This window comes from Arthrobacter sp. SD1074B (genome assembly GCF_056780195.1).
Genome location: NZ_JBRAZT010000001.1, coordinates 331,760 through 348,218, shown reverse-complemented (window position 1 = coordinate 348,218; position 16,459 = coordinate 331,760). Strand labels below are relative to the sequence as shown.

Below are 16,459 nucleotides of genomic sequence, written 5' to 3'. Positions count from 1 at the left end.
AATTATTTTCACACCAGCCGGACCGGGTCGTCCGCTATCACGTTTCAATGAGGAGACTGCATGCATAAGCGCTATCTTTCCGCCGCCGTGGCCGCCGTCGTCGCCCTGGCACTGTCAGCCTGTGGCGGCGCCGCGGGCGGCGGTTCCACAGGCGGCGCAACGGACGCCAAAGGCCAAACGCTCAACGTCTGGATCATGAAAGGCACCAACCCCGATTCCGAGGCGTTCTTCGACTCCGTCGGCCAGGAGTTCACGAAGGAGACCGGCGCGAAGCTCAACGTCGAATACGTGCAGTGGGCCGGCGCCCATGACCGGTTCGTCACCGCGATAGCCGGCAGCACAACTCCGGATGTCGCCGAGACCGGGAACACATGGACGGCAGAGTTCGCCGATTCAGGTGCGCTTGCACCGATTGGCGACAAAGTGAAGGACGCGGGCCTCGACGGCGACCTCGTCAAAGGCCTCGCCGAATCCGGCACCTACGACGGCGAGCTGTACGGTATGCCCTGGTACGCCGGGGTTCGCTCGATCATTTACCGGACAGACGTGTTCAAGGAGCTTGGCCTGACCCCGCCCACCAACTGGCAGGAACTCGTTGACGTGGCCACAGTCATCAAGACCAAGCGCCCGGACCTGATCCCCTTCCCGGTTCCCGGCGACGCCGAGATGCTCGCCTATCCGTGGGTTTGGGGCGCGGGCGGCGACGTGTCGGTCCAAAAGGGCGACAGTTGGGAGTCCGGACTGGCCAGCGACAAGGCACGCGAGGGCATCCGGTTCTACACGGACCTGGCCACCAAACACGGCTTCTCCACCGCTGGTGCGACCACCTGGAAGGAGACCGACGTGCTCGACAACTTCACGCAGGGCAAGGTCGCCATGGCGATCTCCGGCTCGTGGACCCCGGCGACCATCCTCGCGAAAGCCCCGGAGCTCAAGGGCAAGCTGGGCGCTATCCCCATCCCCGGCAAGGACAGCGGCATCAGCCCCTCGGTCCTGGGCGGGTCGCACCTGAGCGTCTTCAACACGGCCAAGAACAAGGACCTCGCCTGGGCCTTCGTCAAGTTGATGAGCACCGGCAAGTTCGCCCGGGACTGGGCCAGCAAGAGCGGTTACTTCCCCGGCCAAAAGTCGCTGCTGGACGACACCATTAAGTCGGACGACCCGCTGGTAAAGTCATTCGCCAAGCAAATGGTCGACGGCGGCGCTTCCGTTCCCGTCACGCCCAAGTTCGGTGCGGTTCAGGCCAAGAAGACCACCAACTCGATGATCCAGGCCATCCTCTCCGGCCAGAAGACCGTCGATGAGGCCACGTCGAGTGCCGCAGCCGAGATGGACGCCATCATGAACGGCAAGAAGACCCCGTGACCGTAGGGCTCAAGCAGCCGGCCGTGGACGAGGGACGCAAGCCCCTGCCGTCCACGGGCGGCCGCCCGCCGAAACGCCGGCGGCTCGTCACTATGGCCAAGGCCAGGCCGTGGCTGCTGCTCGCCCCCGCGCTGGCCCTGCTGGCCGGACTTCTGCTCTGGCCGCTCGCACGGGTCTTCATGTTCTCCTTGCAGGATTACGGCCTGCGGCAGATCGTCAGCGGCAAGACAAAATTCATCGGCCTGGACAACTACTCCGAGGTCTTCGGGGACTCCTCCCTGTGGACCGTGGTGCTGCCCAACACGATCGGGTTCGCCATCGTGGCGGTCGCTTCGACCGTCATCTTCGGAACTCTGGTCGCCCTGCTCATGGCCTCGCTCAGCCCGCTCTGGCGCACTGTCGTCGGGAGCGCCGTTATGGTCGCCTGGGCCATGCCGGCGGTGACCGGAACGTATGTCTGGATCTGGATCTTCGACGCCGACCAAGGGCTCGTCAACGCGACTCTCAAGGGCCTCGGCCTCATGGACGAATCGTTCAACTGGTTCACCAACCCGGTGACCTTCTACGGGATCGTGGCGTTGAACATCGTGCACCATGGCTTCCCGTTCGTCGCCATCACCGTGCTCGCCGGACTGCTGGGCGTACCGAAGGAGATGCTTGAGGCCGCGGAGATGGACGGGGCCGGACCGGTCCGGCGCTTCTTCCAGATCACGTACCCCACCATCAAGCCGGTGTTTTCGGTTGTGGTCATCCTCTCGACCATCTGGGACTTCAAGGTGTTCGCCCAGATCTACCTCATGCCCGGCGGGTCAGGATCCAACCGGGAGGTACTCAACCTCGGTGTCTGGTCATACGTTGAGTCGTTCGGGCAGAACCGCTACGGCTTCGGAGCGGCCATCGCCGTGCTCCTGACGGTGCTGCTCCTGATCATCACCGCCATCTACGTCCGCACCCTGTTCAAGGAGGAAAAGGTATGAGGCACCGCTCGCTCAGCCGGAGGCTGGTCAAGGCCGTGCTGGTCGCCCTCCTCCTGGTCTTCACGCTCTTCCCCGCGTACTGGATGATCTCCAGCTCCTTTGACGCTCAGGCCTCCAGCGGCGGCCAGTCCCTGCTTCCGCAGGAGTTCACTCTCGCCAACTACCAGTACGTGCTCACCGAAGGCGGGTTCGGCACCTTCCTTCGCAATTCGGCCGTCGTCGCCTTCTTCACGGTGACCATCTCGGGAATTGTGGCACTGCTGGCCGCCGTCGCGGTGGCGCGCTTCCGTTTCAAGTTCCGCACCGGCATCCTGATCATGGTGCTCACCGTGCAGATGGTGCCGCTTGAGGCCTTGGTTATCCCCCTGTTCGTGCAGGTGCGCGACCTGCAACTGCTCAACTCGCTGGTCGGGCTCGTGATAGTTTATCTGGCCTTCTCCCTGCCGTTCGCGATCTGGATGCTGCGCGGCTTCGTCGCCGCTGTCCCGGTCGAGCTGGAAGAGGCGGCCTACATCGATGGCGCCACCTGGGGCCGCATGTTCCGCTCGGTCCTTCTGCCGCTCGTGGCACCCGGGCTTGTCGCGACCAGCGTCTTTTCCTTCATCGTTGCCTGGAACGAGTTCATATTTGCGATGACCCTTCTCGGCGGGGCAGCCGAGAACTACACCGTGGCTATTGGCCTCAAACAATTCTTCGGCGTACATGCCAATGATTGGGGACCGGTCATGGCCGCCTCGACCATCATCACCATTCCGGTGATGGTCTTCTTCGTCTTCGTCCAGGGCAAGCTCAGCAATGGCCTGGTGGCGGGAGCCGTAAAGGGATGACCGCAGCCACAGACCCCGCCCTGCGCCGGCTCGTCAACGGCGTTCTTTGGCCAGGATTCACCGGCCAGCACGTTTCCCCTTGGCTGGCCCGGGCGCTCGATGAAGGCCTCGCTGGCGTGGTCTACTTCGGCCAGAACATCGACGCGTCGGACGCCGGGCAGCCGGCGCGACTCTCTGCCGAGTTTCGGAGCATTCGGCCCGGAGTCCTCATCGGCATCGATGAGGAGGGCGGCAGCGTGTCCCGGCTCGACGCTGCACGGGGATCACTCCTCCCGGGGCACGCACAGCTGGGCCACCTCGACGACACCGAGGCCACCCGGGCTGTCAGCCGGATGATCGGACGACGGGCCGCGTCAGCGGGCGCCAACGTTGTGCTGGGCCCGGTGGCCGATGTGAACACGAATCCGGCGAACCCGGTGATTGGCGTGCGGGCGTTTGGCCCTGACACGCCTCTTGTGTCGCGGCATGTCGCTGCGTTTGTCCACGGCCTCCAGGAATCCGGAGTGGCCGCCTGCGTCAAGCACTTCCCGGGACACGGGGACACGCAGACCGACTCCCACCTGTCCCTCCCCCGGCTCAACCTCTCTTGGGCCGAGATCGAGCGTGACCATCTGCCGCCTTTCCTCGAGGCAGTCGCCGCCGGAGTTCGGGCCGTGATGACAGCACACATCGTGGTGCCGGAAAGCGGCGACCTGCCCGCGACCCTCAACCCGGCCATCCTCGCCGCACTACGCGGGACCGGCTTTACCGGCACAATTGTGACCGATGCCCTCGACATGGCAGCAATCCGGGCCTCTTTCGGGGCCGGTCCGGGCGCAGTGCTCGCCCTGGTGGCCGGAGCCGAACTGCTCTGCATCGGCAATCCGTCCAACCTCGGGCCGAACGGAGGCCGCAGCACCGACGAGGAAGACTACCTCGAGGTGCGCAAGGCCCTCTTCGAGGCCCTCGACGACGGCGTGCTCACCGCCGGCGTCCTTGAACGGGCGGGTGAATCGGCCGCGCGGCTGGCACTGCCCGCCGGCCCCGCGGAACCCGGGGGTTCCGCGCCGGGCATAGCCGGAAGCCTCCCCGACCCTGCGTTCATGGTGCGGGAGGCAATCACGGTGCACGGCGCCGCGTCAATCGTTCAGCGCCGCCTGGCGCTGCTCGATCTAAGGGCACATGCCACCTTCGCCGTGGCATCCGCCGCCGATCCGTTTGCCGCGAGTCTTGCGCTCGATTTTGAACTGGACCGTTTAGCGCCTGGTACCGACGACGCTGCGCTGACCGAGACGGTCACGAGCCTCCCACGCGGCACCGGCTTGGCCGTGCTGGTGGACCGGATTGCCTGCGCGGGGGCGCAACGGGATGCCCTGACCCGGATAGCCTGCCTCCGCCCGGACGCCGTCGTCATCAACGCCGGACTGCCCTCCCGTGAGGACCCGCCGCTTGCTCTTATTGACGCACGGGGAACCTCAAGAGTCACCGCCGACACAGTCCGCGACATTCTCCGCGGTGCTACACCATGAGGATCCTGTCCCTTCAGTCCGGGACTTCCGCCGACGGCATTGATGTAGCGATCGTCGATATCGATACGGATAGCGCCCGGGGCGCCCGGAACGGCCGCACACCGTGGTTGACCGTGCGCCCGCTGCTCACCCGCACCGTGGAGTGGGCCCCAGAACTGCGCACGCGCCTGCTCGCCCTGGCGGACGGCGGTCGCGTCGATGCCGATGAGCTGTGCCGGCTGGACACCCTCGCTGGCCAAGAGTTTGCCTCGGCCGCTCAAGCCGCCATGCAGGATCTCGGCACAGCCGTGGACCTGGTTGTCTCGCATGGACAAACGGTCTTCCACTGGGTCGACGGCACTCACGCCCGCGGAACGCTGCAACTGGGCGAGGCCGCCTGGATTGCCGAAGCCGCCGCCGCGCCCGTGCTGTGCAACCTCCGCGCGGCCGACATCGCAGCGGGAGGCGAAGGCGCTCCGCTGATGGGCATCTTCGACCGGGCGTGGCTGGCGGCATCGGAGGCCGACGACGACGCCGCCGCCGCGACCGTCAACCTGGGCGGGATCGCGAACCTGTCGGTCGTGAGCTCCAGCGGGACCATGGTGGCCTGGGATACCGGTCCCGGCAACGTTCTGATCGACGCGGTTGTCGCCCGTGCCACGAACGGCGCCCGCGGCTTCGACGCCGACGGCCAGCTCGCGGCCGCCGGCCAGGTCAATCCCGGGCTCCTCTCCGCCCTGCTCCAGCATCCCTATCTTCGAAGGCCCGCGCCGAAATCGACCGGTCGGGAGACATTCGGGCTTCAGTTCGTGGATTCCGCCATCGCAGCGGCCAAAGGAGGTTCTCCGCTGTCCCTTGAAGATCTCGTAGCAACGCTCACCCGGCTGACCGCCCGCTCCGTAGCGGACTCCCTGCGTACCGGCACCGTCGAACGGCCCGGCCGCCTGATCGCCTCCGGCGGCGGCGTGCGCAACCCCTCGCTCATGTCCGCCCTTGGTGCGGAAGTCGCCCGGACCGGAATCTCGCTGGTCTCCTCGGACGTCTGCGGAATTGAGCCCGACTTCAAGGAGTCGCTGATGTTTGCCCTGCTCGGCTTCCTCAGCTGGCACGGAGTTACGTGCGAACTGCCGGCTACCGCGCCAGGCCGCGCCCGCGTGGCCGGGCAAATCGCCCCCGGACCACGGCCGCTTCGGATGCCAGCGCCGCTGGCGGGCATCCGCGGCCTGCGCGTGCTGCCGATGGACGCCCGCACTCCGGCTGACGCAGCGGCGGTAACGCGATGAGCGGGCCGACGGTGTTGGCTGTCGACCTGGGCAAGACGTCCTGCCGGGTCCGCCTCAGCCGCGGCGACGCGGTGCTCGACGAGGCAGCGCACGAGGGCGCACCGGGCCTTGCCGACGAACATGGCCAAGGTTTGGCACGATACGCAATCCTCGGCGCTGTTTCCCGCCTGGCTCGTGGCATCCCGGAACCGCGGGACCTCGACTGCATCGGTATCGGCGCGGCCGGCGCCCTGGCAGCGCCGGATGCCGTCCGCGGTCTTCTGAAGGAGCTGAGGGCCGATTTCGACGTCCCGCTGGCCCTCATCAGCGACGGCCTCGCCGCGCATGTCGGCGCGTTCGCAGGCGGCCCCGGCACCGTCCTCATCGCAGGCACGGGGTCCGTCGTCTTCGCCGTCGACGACGCAGGGCTAATTCGGCAGATAGACGGGCTGGGCCCGTGGCTCGGTGATGAAGGCAGCGGACGCTGGATCGGCCAGGAGGGGCTGCAGGCGGCCCTCCGTGCCAGCGACGGGCGTGGACCGGCAACCTCGCTCTGCGCCGCCGCTGCCGAGCTCGCCGGCGGCCTCCCCGCCCTGCCAGGTTGGGTCTCGTCCGCCGGCACTCCCGCGCGGACTATCGGCACGTTCGCCCCCACCGTCATCACCCACGCCACCCGGGGCGACGGCGTGGCGACAGCAATCGTCGCGGAGGCGTGCGTCCGGCTCGCCCGCAGCTGCGCTGCGGCGGAGCCCGACACCGGACAAGTTTGCGCCGCTGGCGGTCTCGTGTCCCATCCCTACTTCCGTGCCGTCCTCGATGCGGCCCTGACCGATGTCGGCCTCTCGCTCATCTCCCCCCTGGGAGACGCCCTGGCCGGAGCCACCCTGATTGCCCACTCCCGTGCCCTACCCCATGAGAAGAGAATCACCCGTGGCTAAGCCGCACCTCCAAAATCAGCCTGACAACGCCCCTCTACGCGAATCACTGGCAACGCTCTCCACGGAACAGGTCAGCGACCGGCATCCGGATCTCGACATGCTCTCGACCGCAGACCTCGTGCGCGCGATGAACGAGGAGGACGCCGCCGTCGCAGCCGCTGTCAATCGCGCCGGCCCCGCCATCGCAGCCACGATCGACGGCATAGTCAGCCGTATGAGCACTGGCGGACGTTTGATCTACGTCGGCGCGGGGACCGCCGGTCGGATGGGTATCCTCGACGCCAGTGAGGCGCCACCGACTTTCGGCACCAGCCGCGAACAGGTGATCGGCGTCATCGCCGGCGGTCCCGGCGCCATTCACGCCGCCGTTGAAAATGCCGAGGACGACGACGACGCCGGTGCAGCCGACCTACGCGCTTTATCCGTTTCGGCCGCGGACGCAGTGATCGGCATTTCCGCGTCCGGCCGCACACCGTACGTGCTCGGTGCCGTTAAGTACGCCTCGTCCGTCGGCGCGTTCACCGCCGGGCTCTCCTGCAACGCGCCATCGGACCTTGGCCGGGCCTGCGACGTGGCCATCAACATTGTCGTAGGTCCGGAGATCCTCACCGGGTCGACCCGACTCAAGGCAGGCACGGCGCAGAAAATGGTCCTGAATATGCTCAGCACTATCACGATGGTCCGGCTGGGCAAGACTTACCGCAACCTGATGGTGGACATGCAGGCCACGAACGGGAAGCTGCGCGCCCGCGCCGAGAGAACCGTTATGCTGGCAACGCATGCGAGCGCGGTCGACGCCGCCCGAGCGCTCCTTGCCGTCGATGGATCCGTCAAGGCAGCTATTTTAATGCTGCTGACGGATCTTGAACCTGGCGCCGCCATCCAGATCCTGGCGGAGCACCGAGGGTTCCTCAACGAGGCCGTCGGCGCGGCGCTGACCAACGGAGGGAGTGCGCATGGCCGCTAATGCCTTGCTCATGCTGAGGCAGGCACTGCCCGGCCTCAGCACAACGGAGTCCAGGGTCGCCCAGGCTGTCATTGACGATCCGACCATTCTCGACCGCACAATCACCGAGGTCGCTGCGCTGTGTAGGACCTCGCCGGGCACAGTGGCACGGTTCTGCCAAAAACTGGGCTTCTCGGGCTATCGGGACTTCCGCATCGAAGTAGCGGCGGCGGCAGGCCGTGAGCAGGCACAGCGCGATCGATTCCAGGTCGATGACGGCGAAATCAACCGGACCGACAGCGCCGAAGACGTCGTCACCAAAATCGCCTACCAGGAGGTGCTGGCGATCGAGGAGACGGCTAAGGCGCTTGACCTCGAGACCCTTGACCGGGTCGCGGCTGCCATCGCAGCCTCCACCCGCATAGACGTCTATGGCTCCGGCTCGAGCGGGCTGACCGCCCAGGACCTGCAGCAGAAGCTGTATCGAATCGGGCTCTCGGCAACCGCCTTCTCCGACATGCACCTCGCCTGGGCTTCCGCGGCTCTCCAACGGCCGGGCGGCGTCGCCCTTGCCGTCTCCCATTCCGGCCTCACCACCGAGACGTGCAATGCGTTGAAGATCGCGCGGGCCGCCGGCGCGACGACGGTGGGAATCACGAATTTCCCCGATTCGCCGTTGACCGAATACTGCGATTTCGTCCTCACCACGCAGACGCGGGAGAACCGCTATCGCGCGGGTGCCATGTCTAGCCGGATCGCCCAGCTGGCCGTAGTGGACATCCTCTTCGTTCGCATCGCCCAATCAATGTACGACGACATGACTGAGTCGCTTCGGCTCACCTACGAAGCTGTCCGGAGCCACCGGAGGCAGCCAGACGATCGGTCCGCGAGCTAGATCCCCTGCCACGCCGGCTTGTTGGCCCAGGCATATCGGAAGTAGTCGAGGTTCGCGAGCAGGCCTGCGGCCGCCTCGTCGGCGACCACCGTGACGTGCGGATGCAGCTGAATTGCCGAGCCTGGCTGGCTGGACGTAACCGGGCCCTCGACGGCGGCAGCCAGCGCGGCCGCCTTCCCCGCCCCGAAGGCGAGAAGCACAAGGTGGCGCGCACGAAGGATGGTGCCGATTCCTTGGGTAATGCAGTGGATAGGCACCTCGTCGGGCGAGGCAAAGAACCGGGCGTTGTCCGCCCGCGTCTGAGGCGTGAGCGTCTTCACTCGGGTCAACGATGCAAACGATGAACCCGGCTCGTTGAAGCCCAGATGACCGGTACGGCCGATCCCCAGGAGTTGCAGGTCCACTCCCCCGGCATCGATGATCGCCTGCTCGTATTCGGTTCCGGCGGTGGGCAGCGCAGCCAAATCACTGTTGGGCACGCGAATATTGCCCGGCGTGAGCCCAAGCGGTACCACGACCTCACGGTCAATGACCGCGCGGTAGCTCTCCGGGTGCCCCGCCGGCAGGCCGACGTACTCATCGAGCGAAAAGCCGCGCACCATGCGGACGTCCAACGGTCGGGCGCTGAGCGATCGGCTCAGCGCCCGGTAGACAGTCAGCGGCGTCGACCCGGTCGCGAGACCCAGCACCGCGTCGCGTTTGGTCTCGATCAGGGCGCGTATCGACTCTGCGACGAGTTCGCCTGCGGCCTGCTCGTGCTCAACCACAATGACTTCAGCCATATAGAATTCCACCCTCGGATGATTGCTTTTGATCTAACAATAGCTAATTCAATCAACACTAGTCAGCAGGGGCGGTGCTTCGGGCGGTTACCCCGGCAGCTGGTTGAAGACGTGCCGGCGGATCCAGGCGTGCATCGCGATCGCGGCCGCCGAGGCCGCGTTGATGGAGCGCGTGGACCCGAACTGCTCGATCGAAAGCGTCGCAACGGCAGCCTCGTGGACCTCCGGCGTCAGGCCGGGCCCTTCCTGGCCGAACACCAGCACACAGTCCCGGGGCAGCTCGTAGGTTTCCAGGGGGACGGAATCGGGGAAGATGTCGATCCCGATCACGGCCAGGCCTTCCCCCTGCGCCCAGGCGACAAACTCCTCCACGGTGGCGTGGTGGCGGACGTGCTGGTAGCGGTCGGTGACCATGGCCCCGCGGCGGTTCCACCGGCGTCGTCCGATGATGTGGACTTCCTTAGCCAGGAACGCGTTGGCGGTGCGGACGACGGTGCCGATGTTCATGTCGTGCTGCCAGTTTTCGATGGCGATGTGGAAGTTGTGGCGCCGCGAGTCCAGCTCCGCCACGATCGCCTCGTGCTTCCAGTACCTGTACTTGTCCACCACGTTGCGGCGGTCACCGTCCGCCAGCAGGTCCGGGTCCCAGTGTTCGCCCTCCGGCCACTGCCCCTGCCAGGGACCGACGCCGACTTCCGCCTTGGGCTCCGCCTCACCGTCCGGAGCGGCAGGGGTGCCGGCGGGGTGGTCGCTGGGTGTCTCGGGTTCAGTCACGACTCAACAGTAGACTGGGACCTGTTGCGGCACACTATCGGCGGAGGGCACCATGGCGGATCAGCACGAAGACCTCGGGACAGACCGGCTTTCGAACCCGGACGAGGCACGGTCCACGTCCTCGGTGTACCGCAGCGGCCAGGAAATTGAGTGCTGGCTGACAGACATGGACGGCGTGCTGGTCCACGAAAACCAGCCGATCCCGGGTGCCTCGGAACTCATCCAGCGGTGGGTGGATACGTCCAGGCGGTTCCTGGTTCTGACCAACAATTCGATCTTCACTCCCCGAGACCTTGCCGCCAGGCTGAAAAGCTCCGGACTGGAAATCCCGGAGGAGAACATCTGGACCTCGGCCCTCGCGACGGCCCAGTTCCTCAAGGACCAGGTGCGCGGCTCCGAATCGGGCAACCGCGCCTACACCATCGGCGAGGCCGGGCTGACGACGGCGCTGCATGAGGCCGGTTTCATCCTCACCGACCAGGACCCCGACTTTGTAGTGCTGGGCGAGACCCGGACTTATTCCTTCGAAGCCATCACGATGGCCATCCGCCTGATCCTGGGCGGCGCGCGCTTCATCGCGACCAACCCGGATGCCACGGGCCCTTCCAAGGACGGCCCGATGCCCGCCACGGGTGCGATCGCGGCGCTGATCACCAAGGCGACCGGCCGCGAGCCCTACATAGTAGGCAAGCCGAACCCGATGATGTTCCGCTCGGCGATGAACCAGATCGACGCCCATTCGGAGACCACCGCCATGATTGGCGACCGGATGGACACCGACATCATCGCCGGCATGGAGGCGGGGCTGCACACGGTGCTGGTGCTCAGCGGCATCACCCACAAGGACGACATCGCGGCCTACCCGTTCCGGCCCAACCAGATCCTTAACTCGGTGGCCGACCTGAAAAACCAGATCTGACCGACCGTTTTGGGGCGGCCGTTGCTAGATTGCGGTCTTCTTGCCCCCGCCGGAGGCGAGCGGCAGGAACTCGTCCTGGAGCTCCTCGATGAGCGGCCGGTAGACGAAGGGGTTCCACTGCGGGCTGGCGTGGGCCGGGCGTGCGCCGTCGGTTTGCAGCGAATCCGAGACCATGTTCGCCTTGAACCGCAGCATCCAGGTGTCCCGCGCGGTTTCGTAATTGACGGTCCGGTCCCGGGGGTTGCCGATGAAGGCCATCTTCGCGGTTCCAAGCTTGCCGACGAACCGGTTCAGGTCGAAGTGGTAGATATAGGCCGATTCCGTCTGGATCAGCACACTGGACGGGGCGATCGGCGAGAGCTGCTCCATGGTCTGGTCCAGGATCTGGCCCCAGCTGCGTTCGTGCTTGTTGAGCAGCCGCTCGCCGAGTTCGTAGCCGCCGCGCAGCACGGTGGGGAACCGGAAACCGCTCTCGTAGAGGAACACCACCCCGTCGAACCAGCTCTGGTCCAGCACGTCGTACCGGCTGGACGGACTGGAGTCCAGCAGGATGAGTGCCACCTGGACGCCGTGCAACTCCAGCAGCCGGGCGGCGACCTGCACCGCGACCATACCGCCGAAGCTGTGGCCATAGAAGTAGACGGTGTCCAGCTGGTAGGCGCGGATGTGCTCGATAACCGCGATCACGATCTTGTCGATGTCCATGCCAACGTTGGAATAGCCGACGGCGGCCAGCTGGCCGCGTTTGGTCAGCGCCCCGCGCAGCGAGTTTAGGATCCACTGCGCTTCTTCCCAGCTGGTCTTGTACCCGGGAAAGAGGAACCAGGAGGCGTGGGGGAAATAAAGCTCCGCGACGTCGTCGGGCACCATCAGGATCTTGTTCACGCGCCGCTCGGCCTGTACCCGGCGGGTGAACAGCATGTCCGCGGCCAGGACGGAGGCAGCACTCGTCCCGACCAGGAAGTTCCGCCGGGAGAACCGCTTGAGTTCCGCGGCGTGCCGGAGCACGCGGGCCTCCTCGTTCCGGCGTCCGCGCCCGTCGTTCTCTTCTGTCGCATGCGGCACACCTCTACCGTAGCCACTACGCAGCTGCAGCAGAAAACGGCAGCTGCAGGAGAAAACGCAGGGTGGGCCCTGCCCAGGCGGCCTGCGGGTATCCCCGGCTTAGGCCGGTTCGGGCTCGCGGCCGGCTTCGCGCCGGGTGAGTTCCAGGCTGATGTCCTCGTACCGGGCCAGGAGCTCCGAGGGTGCACCGGTGGCCGGGTCGTCGAGCCTGCCGAAGACGCAGTCGCTGGCCGCCAGCAATTCGTCGTCGGAGTAGCGGGCCAGCGTCCGGGTCCCGGACGCATGGAGGGAGGCGGTGAAGTCCCCGGAGAGGTCCAGCGGCTGGAACACCTTGCCGAAGTCGTCGCCGAACATCTGCAGTTCCAGCGAAACCCCGGCCGCGACGGTCAGGGCTCCGGCCACGTCCAGCTGGCCGAACCGGCCGTCAATGGCGTTGAGGTCGTTGCGCAGGCCCGCCAGGGCAGCTGATTCGACGAAGGCGGCGTGGCCGAGATCCACGCGGATATGGGAGCTGATGCCCATGCGGCGGATGCGCTGGATCAGCTGGATCAGTGCCGGACGGGAAGTTTGGCTGAGGCTCCCCCGGACATCAATCCGGATGACATCTGAGGCGACATCGAGCTTGACCTGGGCGTTAAGAGAGTGGTCCATAGGTACTCCAAAAGAAAGTGTCTATGGCCGACGGCTCAACCTCATTCAGCCTAACTGCCCGACGGGAAGGGCACAAGTCCCTGTTTTCGCGGCTTGTTTTCCGGTCGGTTATCCGGTGGCCTGCCGTCCGGGCTCCTGGAAGTGGGTCCGCGTGGCGGAGCCGCCGACGGACTCCACCAGCGAGGTGGCGATGTCCCGCAGCTTGACGTTGCCGTTGCTTGACGCGTCCGTGAGGATCCGCACCGCGGCCTCCTGGCTGCAGCGGTTCTGCGCCATCACAATCCCGATGGCCATGTCGATGACGGTGCGCGATTCCAGCGTGGCCCGGAGGTTGGTGGCACTGTCCGTGTGCAGCGAAAAACGCACGGCCATGCGCAGCGCCTGGGAGATCTGCCGGGTGAAGTCACGCGCACGGGCCGCGACGTCGCCGTCGAACTTGTGCGGCGCGTCCGAATACAGGTTGAGGGCTGCCTGCGCTTCGCCCTGGAGGTGGAACGGCACCGACAGCACCGAGCGGAGTCCGTGGGAGGCCACCGCGGTGGCGTAGTCCGGGCCCCAGCGGTCTTCCTCGAACAGGTCCGGGACGTAGACTTCGCGTTCCTCCTGCGCCGCCGTCAGGCATGGCCCCTGTGCCAGCCGGTACTGGATCTCGTCCACTTCGCGGGCGGAGTCGCTGCTCCAGCCGATGGTGGCAGCCTTCCGGTCCCGCAGCAGGGTGATGCCGCAGAGCGCATCGTCGCCCTCGCCGGCAACCTGGTGCGCGGAAAAGCGCGCGAGTTCGTTGAGGAACTCTTCGAAGTCGGTGCTGTCGAGGATGAGGTTCTGGACCTGGTCGACGGTACTGACAGATTCAGGGGATTCCTGGGGCGGGAGCATAGCGCGTTTCTCCAACTACGGGTACGAACGTACCGACTGGGGGTATTCCAAAATGATAAGCCACCCCTATAACACCGTCCACATGTGTCCGCCGCCGGTGAAACGCCTAGTTCAGGCCGAGTTCATCCTTCCCGAAGGCGAAAAGATAGGGGACGCCGGCTTCGGCTTCGATCTTCTCTTTCGCGCCGGTGTCGCGGTCCACAATCACGGCGACGGCGACAACGTTGCCGCCGGCCCGGCGCACCCCCTCGACGGCGGTGAGCGCGGAGCCTCCCGTGGTGGAGGTGTCCTCCAGGACCAGGACCTTGCGGCCCTCGACCGAGGGGCCCTCAACCTGGCGGCCCATGCCGTAGGACTTCTGCGCCTTGCGGACCACGAAGGCGTCCACGGGACGGCCGGCGTCGACGGCGGCATGCATCACGGCGGTGCCCACCGGGTCCGCCCCCATGGTGAGTCCGCCGGCGCACTCAAAGTCGATCCCGGCGTCGTCCATCAGCGACAACATGACCTGGCCGACCAGCTTGGAGGCCTCGTGGTGCAGCGTGATGCGGCGCAGGTCGATGTAGTAGTCGGCTTCGGCGCCGCTGGAGAGGATGACCTTGCCGCGGACGACGGCCAGCTCCTTGATCAGTTCCAGGAGGCGGGCACGGGCGGCAGCAGCGTCGGCTGCAAAGTCACTGGTGGCAGTCATGGGACCCAGTTTAGTGGCTGGCGGTGGCCGGAATCCCAGTCCGGGCCGCAGATGTCCGGGCCGTGCCGCACGGTCCAGTACGTGCACGGGACTTACGGCACTGGCAGCCTGCGCGGGGCGGGCGTCCGATGTAAGCATGACGGCAGGAACCGAACCTTCCACCCGCTGGCCGGCGATCCCCAAGGATCCCGGCAGCTTCCGGGTCCGGCCCAACCTGCTGGATTATGACGCGAGCTGCGCGGCCTTCTCGTGGGAGGACGCCCGCCGGGAACTGTCCGGACTGCCCGAGGGCCGGGGCCTCAACATCGCCTTCGAGGCCGCGGACCGGCATGCCGCCGGCGGACGCGGCGGCCGCGAGGCGCTGCGTTTCATCCGAGCCGACGGGAGCAGCCACGCGGTCTCCTACGCGCAGCTGGCCGAGCGAAGCAGCCGGTTCGCCGCGGTGCTGCGCAGCCTCGGCGTCGGGCGCGGCGAGCGCGTCTTCTCGCTCAGCGGCCGCACGCCCTCCCTCTACGTCGCAATGCTCGGCACGTTCAAGAACGCGAGCGTGTTCTGCCCACTCTTCTCGGCCTTCGGACCGGAACCCGTGCGGCAGCGGCTGCAGCTGGGGTCGGGGCGGGCGCTCATCACCACCCGTGCGCTCTACCGGCGGAAGGTGGCGCAGCTGCGCGGCTCGCTGCCCGAGCTGCGGCATGTGCTGTTGACCGACGCCGACGGCGACCCGGAGCCGGGCACCCTGGACCTGGAACTCCTGATGCAGGCGGCTCCCGCGGACGGGGAGATCGCGGCGACCGGGCCCGAGGACATGGCCCTGCTGCACTTCACGTCCGGCACCACCGGCACGCCGAAAGGCGCCATCCACGTGCACGACGCCGTCACCGCCCACCACGCCACCGGCACCTTCGCGCTGGACCTGCACCCGGACGACGTCTACTGGTGCACTGCCGATCCCGGCTGGGTGACCGGGACGTCCTACGGCGTCTTGGCCCCGCTCAGCCACGGCGTGACGAGCATTGTGGACGAGGAGGAAATGGACGCGGACCGCTGGTACCGGATCCTCGCCGAGCAGCACGTCACCGTCTGGTACACCGCCCCCACCGCGCTGCGGATGCTGATGAAAGCCGGGGCGGAGCGGGCCGCCGGGCACGACCTGTCCGCCCTGCGCTTTGTGGCCAGCGTCGGTGAGCCGCTCAATCCGGAGGTGGTGGTGTGGGGCAAGGAAGCCTTCGGCCAACCGGTGCATGACAACTGGTGGCAGACCGAAACCGGAGGCATCATGATCTCGAATTTTGCGGCCACCGAGATCCGTCCGGGCTCCATGGGCCGGCCGCTGCCCGGCATCGAAGCCGCGCTGGTGGCCCGGGACGGGCAGGACAAACCCGTGGTCCGCAACGGGCACGCGGTGCTGGTCACCGAGCCGGACGCCATGGGCGAGCTGGCGCTCCGGCCCGGCTGGCCCTCGATGTTCCGCGGCTATCTGCACGAGGAGGAACGCTACCGCCGGTGTTTCGTGGGCGGCTGGTGCCTCACCGGCGACCTCGCCAAGCGCGACGCCGATGGCTACTACTGGTTCGTCGGCCGCGGCGACGACGTGATCAAGTCCTCCGGGCACCTGATCGGCCCGTTCGAGGTGGAGAGCTCGCTGATGGAGCACGAGGCCGTGGCCGAGGCGGGCGTCATCGGCGTCCCGGACCCGGTCGCCGGGGAGGTGGTCAAAGCCTTTGTGGAGTTGCGCCCCGGCTGGGCGCCGTCCGAGCAGCTGCAGCTGGACATCATCGGATTCGCCCGCAAGCGGCTGGGCCCCGCGGTCGCACCCCGGCTGCTGGACTTCACCACGGCACTGCCGAAAACCCGCAGCGGGAAGATTCTCCGCCGCCTGCTCAAGGCCCGCGAGCTGGGGCTGCCGGAGGGCGACACGTCCACCATAGAGTCCCCGCCGGGGTCAGTGCCCGACGGCGGGGCGCCGGGGGCAACCGGGGCAGCGCCGGAGGGTCCGCAGTGACC

The 16,459-nt window shown here is 66.9% G+C and carries 16 protein-coding genes; 10 read left to right on the top strand and 6 right to left on the bottom strand.

Annotated features, from left to right (window positions below):
* Positions 1-60: 60 nt before the first annotated feature.
* The 8 genes from ACUYM2_RS01700 to ACUYM2_RS01665 all read left to right on the top strand — a co-directional run bounded on the left by ACUYM2_RS01700 (position 61) and on the right by ACUYM2_RS01665 (position 8,697).
* Positions 61-1,365 (top strand): sugar ABC transporter substrate-binding protein, encoded by a 1,305-nt coding sequence (locus ACUYM2_RS01700; RefSeq protein ID WP_481598494.1) that lies wholly within the window; start codon positions 61-63, stop codon positions 1,363-1,365.
* A gap of 92 nt (positions 1,366-1,457) precedes the next feature.
* On the top strand, positions 1,458-2,342 hold the full coding sequence (locus ACUYM2_RS01695) for a carbohydrate ABC transporter permease (protein ID WP_481601375.1): 885 nt from the start codon (positions 1,458-1,460) through the stop codon (positions 2,340-2,342).
* A complete protein-coding gene (locus ACUYM2_RS01690; RefSeq protein ID WP_481598493.1) occupies positions 2,339-3,169 on the top strand; it encodes a carbohydrate ABC transporter permease in 831 nt (276 codons plus the stop codon). Before ACUYM2_RS01695 ends, ACUYM2_RS01690 begins: the two co-directional genes overlap by 4 nt.
* Positions 3,166-4,677 (top strand): glycoside hydrolase family 3 N-terminal domain-containing protein, encoded by a 1,512-nt coding sequence (locus ACUYM2_RS01685; RefSeq protein ID WP_481598492.1) that lies wholly within the window; start codon positions 3,166-3,168, stop codon positions 4,675-4,677. Before ACUYM2_RS01690 ends, ACUYM2_RS01685 begins: the two co-directional genes overlap by 4 nt.
* A complete protein-coding gene (locus ACUYM2_RS01680; protein WP_481598491.1) occupies positions 4,674-5,939 on the top strand; it encodes an anhydro-N-acetylmuramic acid kinase in 1,266 nt (421 codons plus the stop codon). Before ACUYM2_RS01685 ends, ACUYM2_RS01680 begins: the two co-directional genes overlap by 4 nt.
* A complete protein-coding gene (locus ACUYM2_RS01675) occupies positions 5,936-6,856 on the top strand; it encodes an N-acetylglucosamine kinase (protein WP_481598490.1) in 921 nt (306 codons plus the stop codon). Before ACUYM2_RS01680 ends, ACUYM2_RS01675 begins: the two co-directional genes overlap by 4 nt.
* A complete protein-coding gene (gene murQ, locus ACUYM2_RS01670; protein WP_481598489.1) occupies positions 6,849-7,823 on the top strand; it encodes an N-acetylmuramic acid 6-phosphate etherase in 975 nt (324 codons plus the stop codon). Before ACUYM2_RS01675 ends, murQ begins: the two co-directional genes overlap by 8 nt.
* Complete coding sequence (locus ACUYM2_RS01665; RefSeq protein WP_481598488.1) at positions 7,813-8,697, top strand: MurR/RpiR family transcriptional regulator; 885 nt, start codon at positions 7,813-7,815, stop codon at positions 8,695-8,697. Before murQ ends, ACUYM2_RS01665 begins: the two co-directional genes overlap by 11 nt.
* Here the strand turns inward: ACUYM2_RS01665 and ACUYM2_RS01660 are convergent.
* Together ACUYM2_RS01660 and ACUYM2_RS01655 are read right to left on the bottom strand one after the other, a co-directional pair.
* Positions 8,694-9,479: a glucosamine-6-phosphate deaminase gene (locus tag ACUYM2_RS01660; protein WP_481598487.1), complete on the bottom strand. Its 786-nt coding sequence runs from the start codon at positions 9,477-9,479 to the stop codon at positions 8,694-8,696. The genes ACUYM2_RS01665 and ACUYM2_RS01660 overlap by 4 nt on opposite strands.
* An 87-nt stretch (positions 9,480-9,566) precedes the next feature.
* A complete protein-coding gene (locus ACUYM2_RS01655; RefSeq protein WP_481598486.1) occupies positions 9,567-10,253 on the bottom strand; it encodes a TrmH family RNA methyltransferase in 687 nt (228 codons plus the stop codon).
* A 52-nt stretch (positions 10,254-10,305) separates the two neighbouring features.
* On the opposite strand from ACUYM2_RS01655, the gene ACUYM2_RS01650 reads away from it, so the two are divergent.
* Positions 10,306-11,172, top strand: coding sequence for an HAD-IIA family hydrolase (locus ACUYM2_RS01650; RefSeq protein ID WP_481598485.1), 867 nt, complete (start codon positions 10,306-10,308; stop codon positions 11,170-11,172).
* 24 nt (positions 11,173-11,196) lie between these two features.
* Here the strand turns inward: ACUYM2_RS01650 and ACUYM2_RS01645 are convergent, their stop codons facing one another.
* The 4 genes from ACUYM2_RS01645 to pyrE form a co-directional block, all read right to left on the bottom strand.
* A complete protein-coding gene (locus ACUYM2_RS01645; protein WP_481598484.1) occupies positions 11,197-12,237 on the bottom strand; it encodes an alpha/beta fold hydrolase in 1,041 nt (346 codons plus the stop codon).
* Positions 12,238-12,336: 99 nt separating this feature from the next.
* A complete protein-coding gene (locus ACUYM2_RS01640) occupies positions 12,337-12,888 on the bottom strand; it encodes a hypothetical protein (protein ID WP_481598483.1) in 552 nt (183 codons plus the stop codon).
* 108 nt (positions 12,889-12,996) lie between these two features.
* Positions 12,997-13,764, bottom strand: coding sequence for a GAF and ANTAR domain-containing protein (locus tag ACUYM2_RS01635; RefSeq protein WP_481598482.1), 768 nt, complete (start codon positions 13,762-13,764; stop codon positions 12,997-12,999).
* A gap of 106 nt (positions 13,765-13,870) precedes the next feature.
* Positions 13,871-14,455 carry an orotate phosphoribosyltransferase gene (pyrE, locus tag ACUYM2_RS01630; RefSeq protein WP_346958586.1) on the bottom strand — a complete coding sequence of 195 codons (585 nt, stop codon included), beginning with the start codon at positions 14,453-14,455 and terminating at the stop codon, positions 13,871-13,873.
* A gap of 136 nt (positions 14,456-14,591) precedes the next feature.
* Here pyrE and acsA point away from each other — a divergent pair, with 136 nt between their 5' ends.
* Positions 14,592-16,457, top strand: coding sequence for an acetate--CoA ligase (acsA, locus tag ACUYM2_RS01625; protein WP_481598481.1), 1,866 nt, complete (start codon positions 14,592-14,594; stop codon positions 16,455-16,457).
* Positions 16,458-16,459 lie beyond the last annotated feature (2 nt).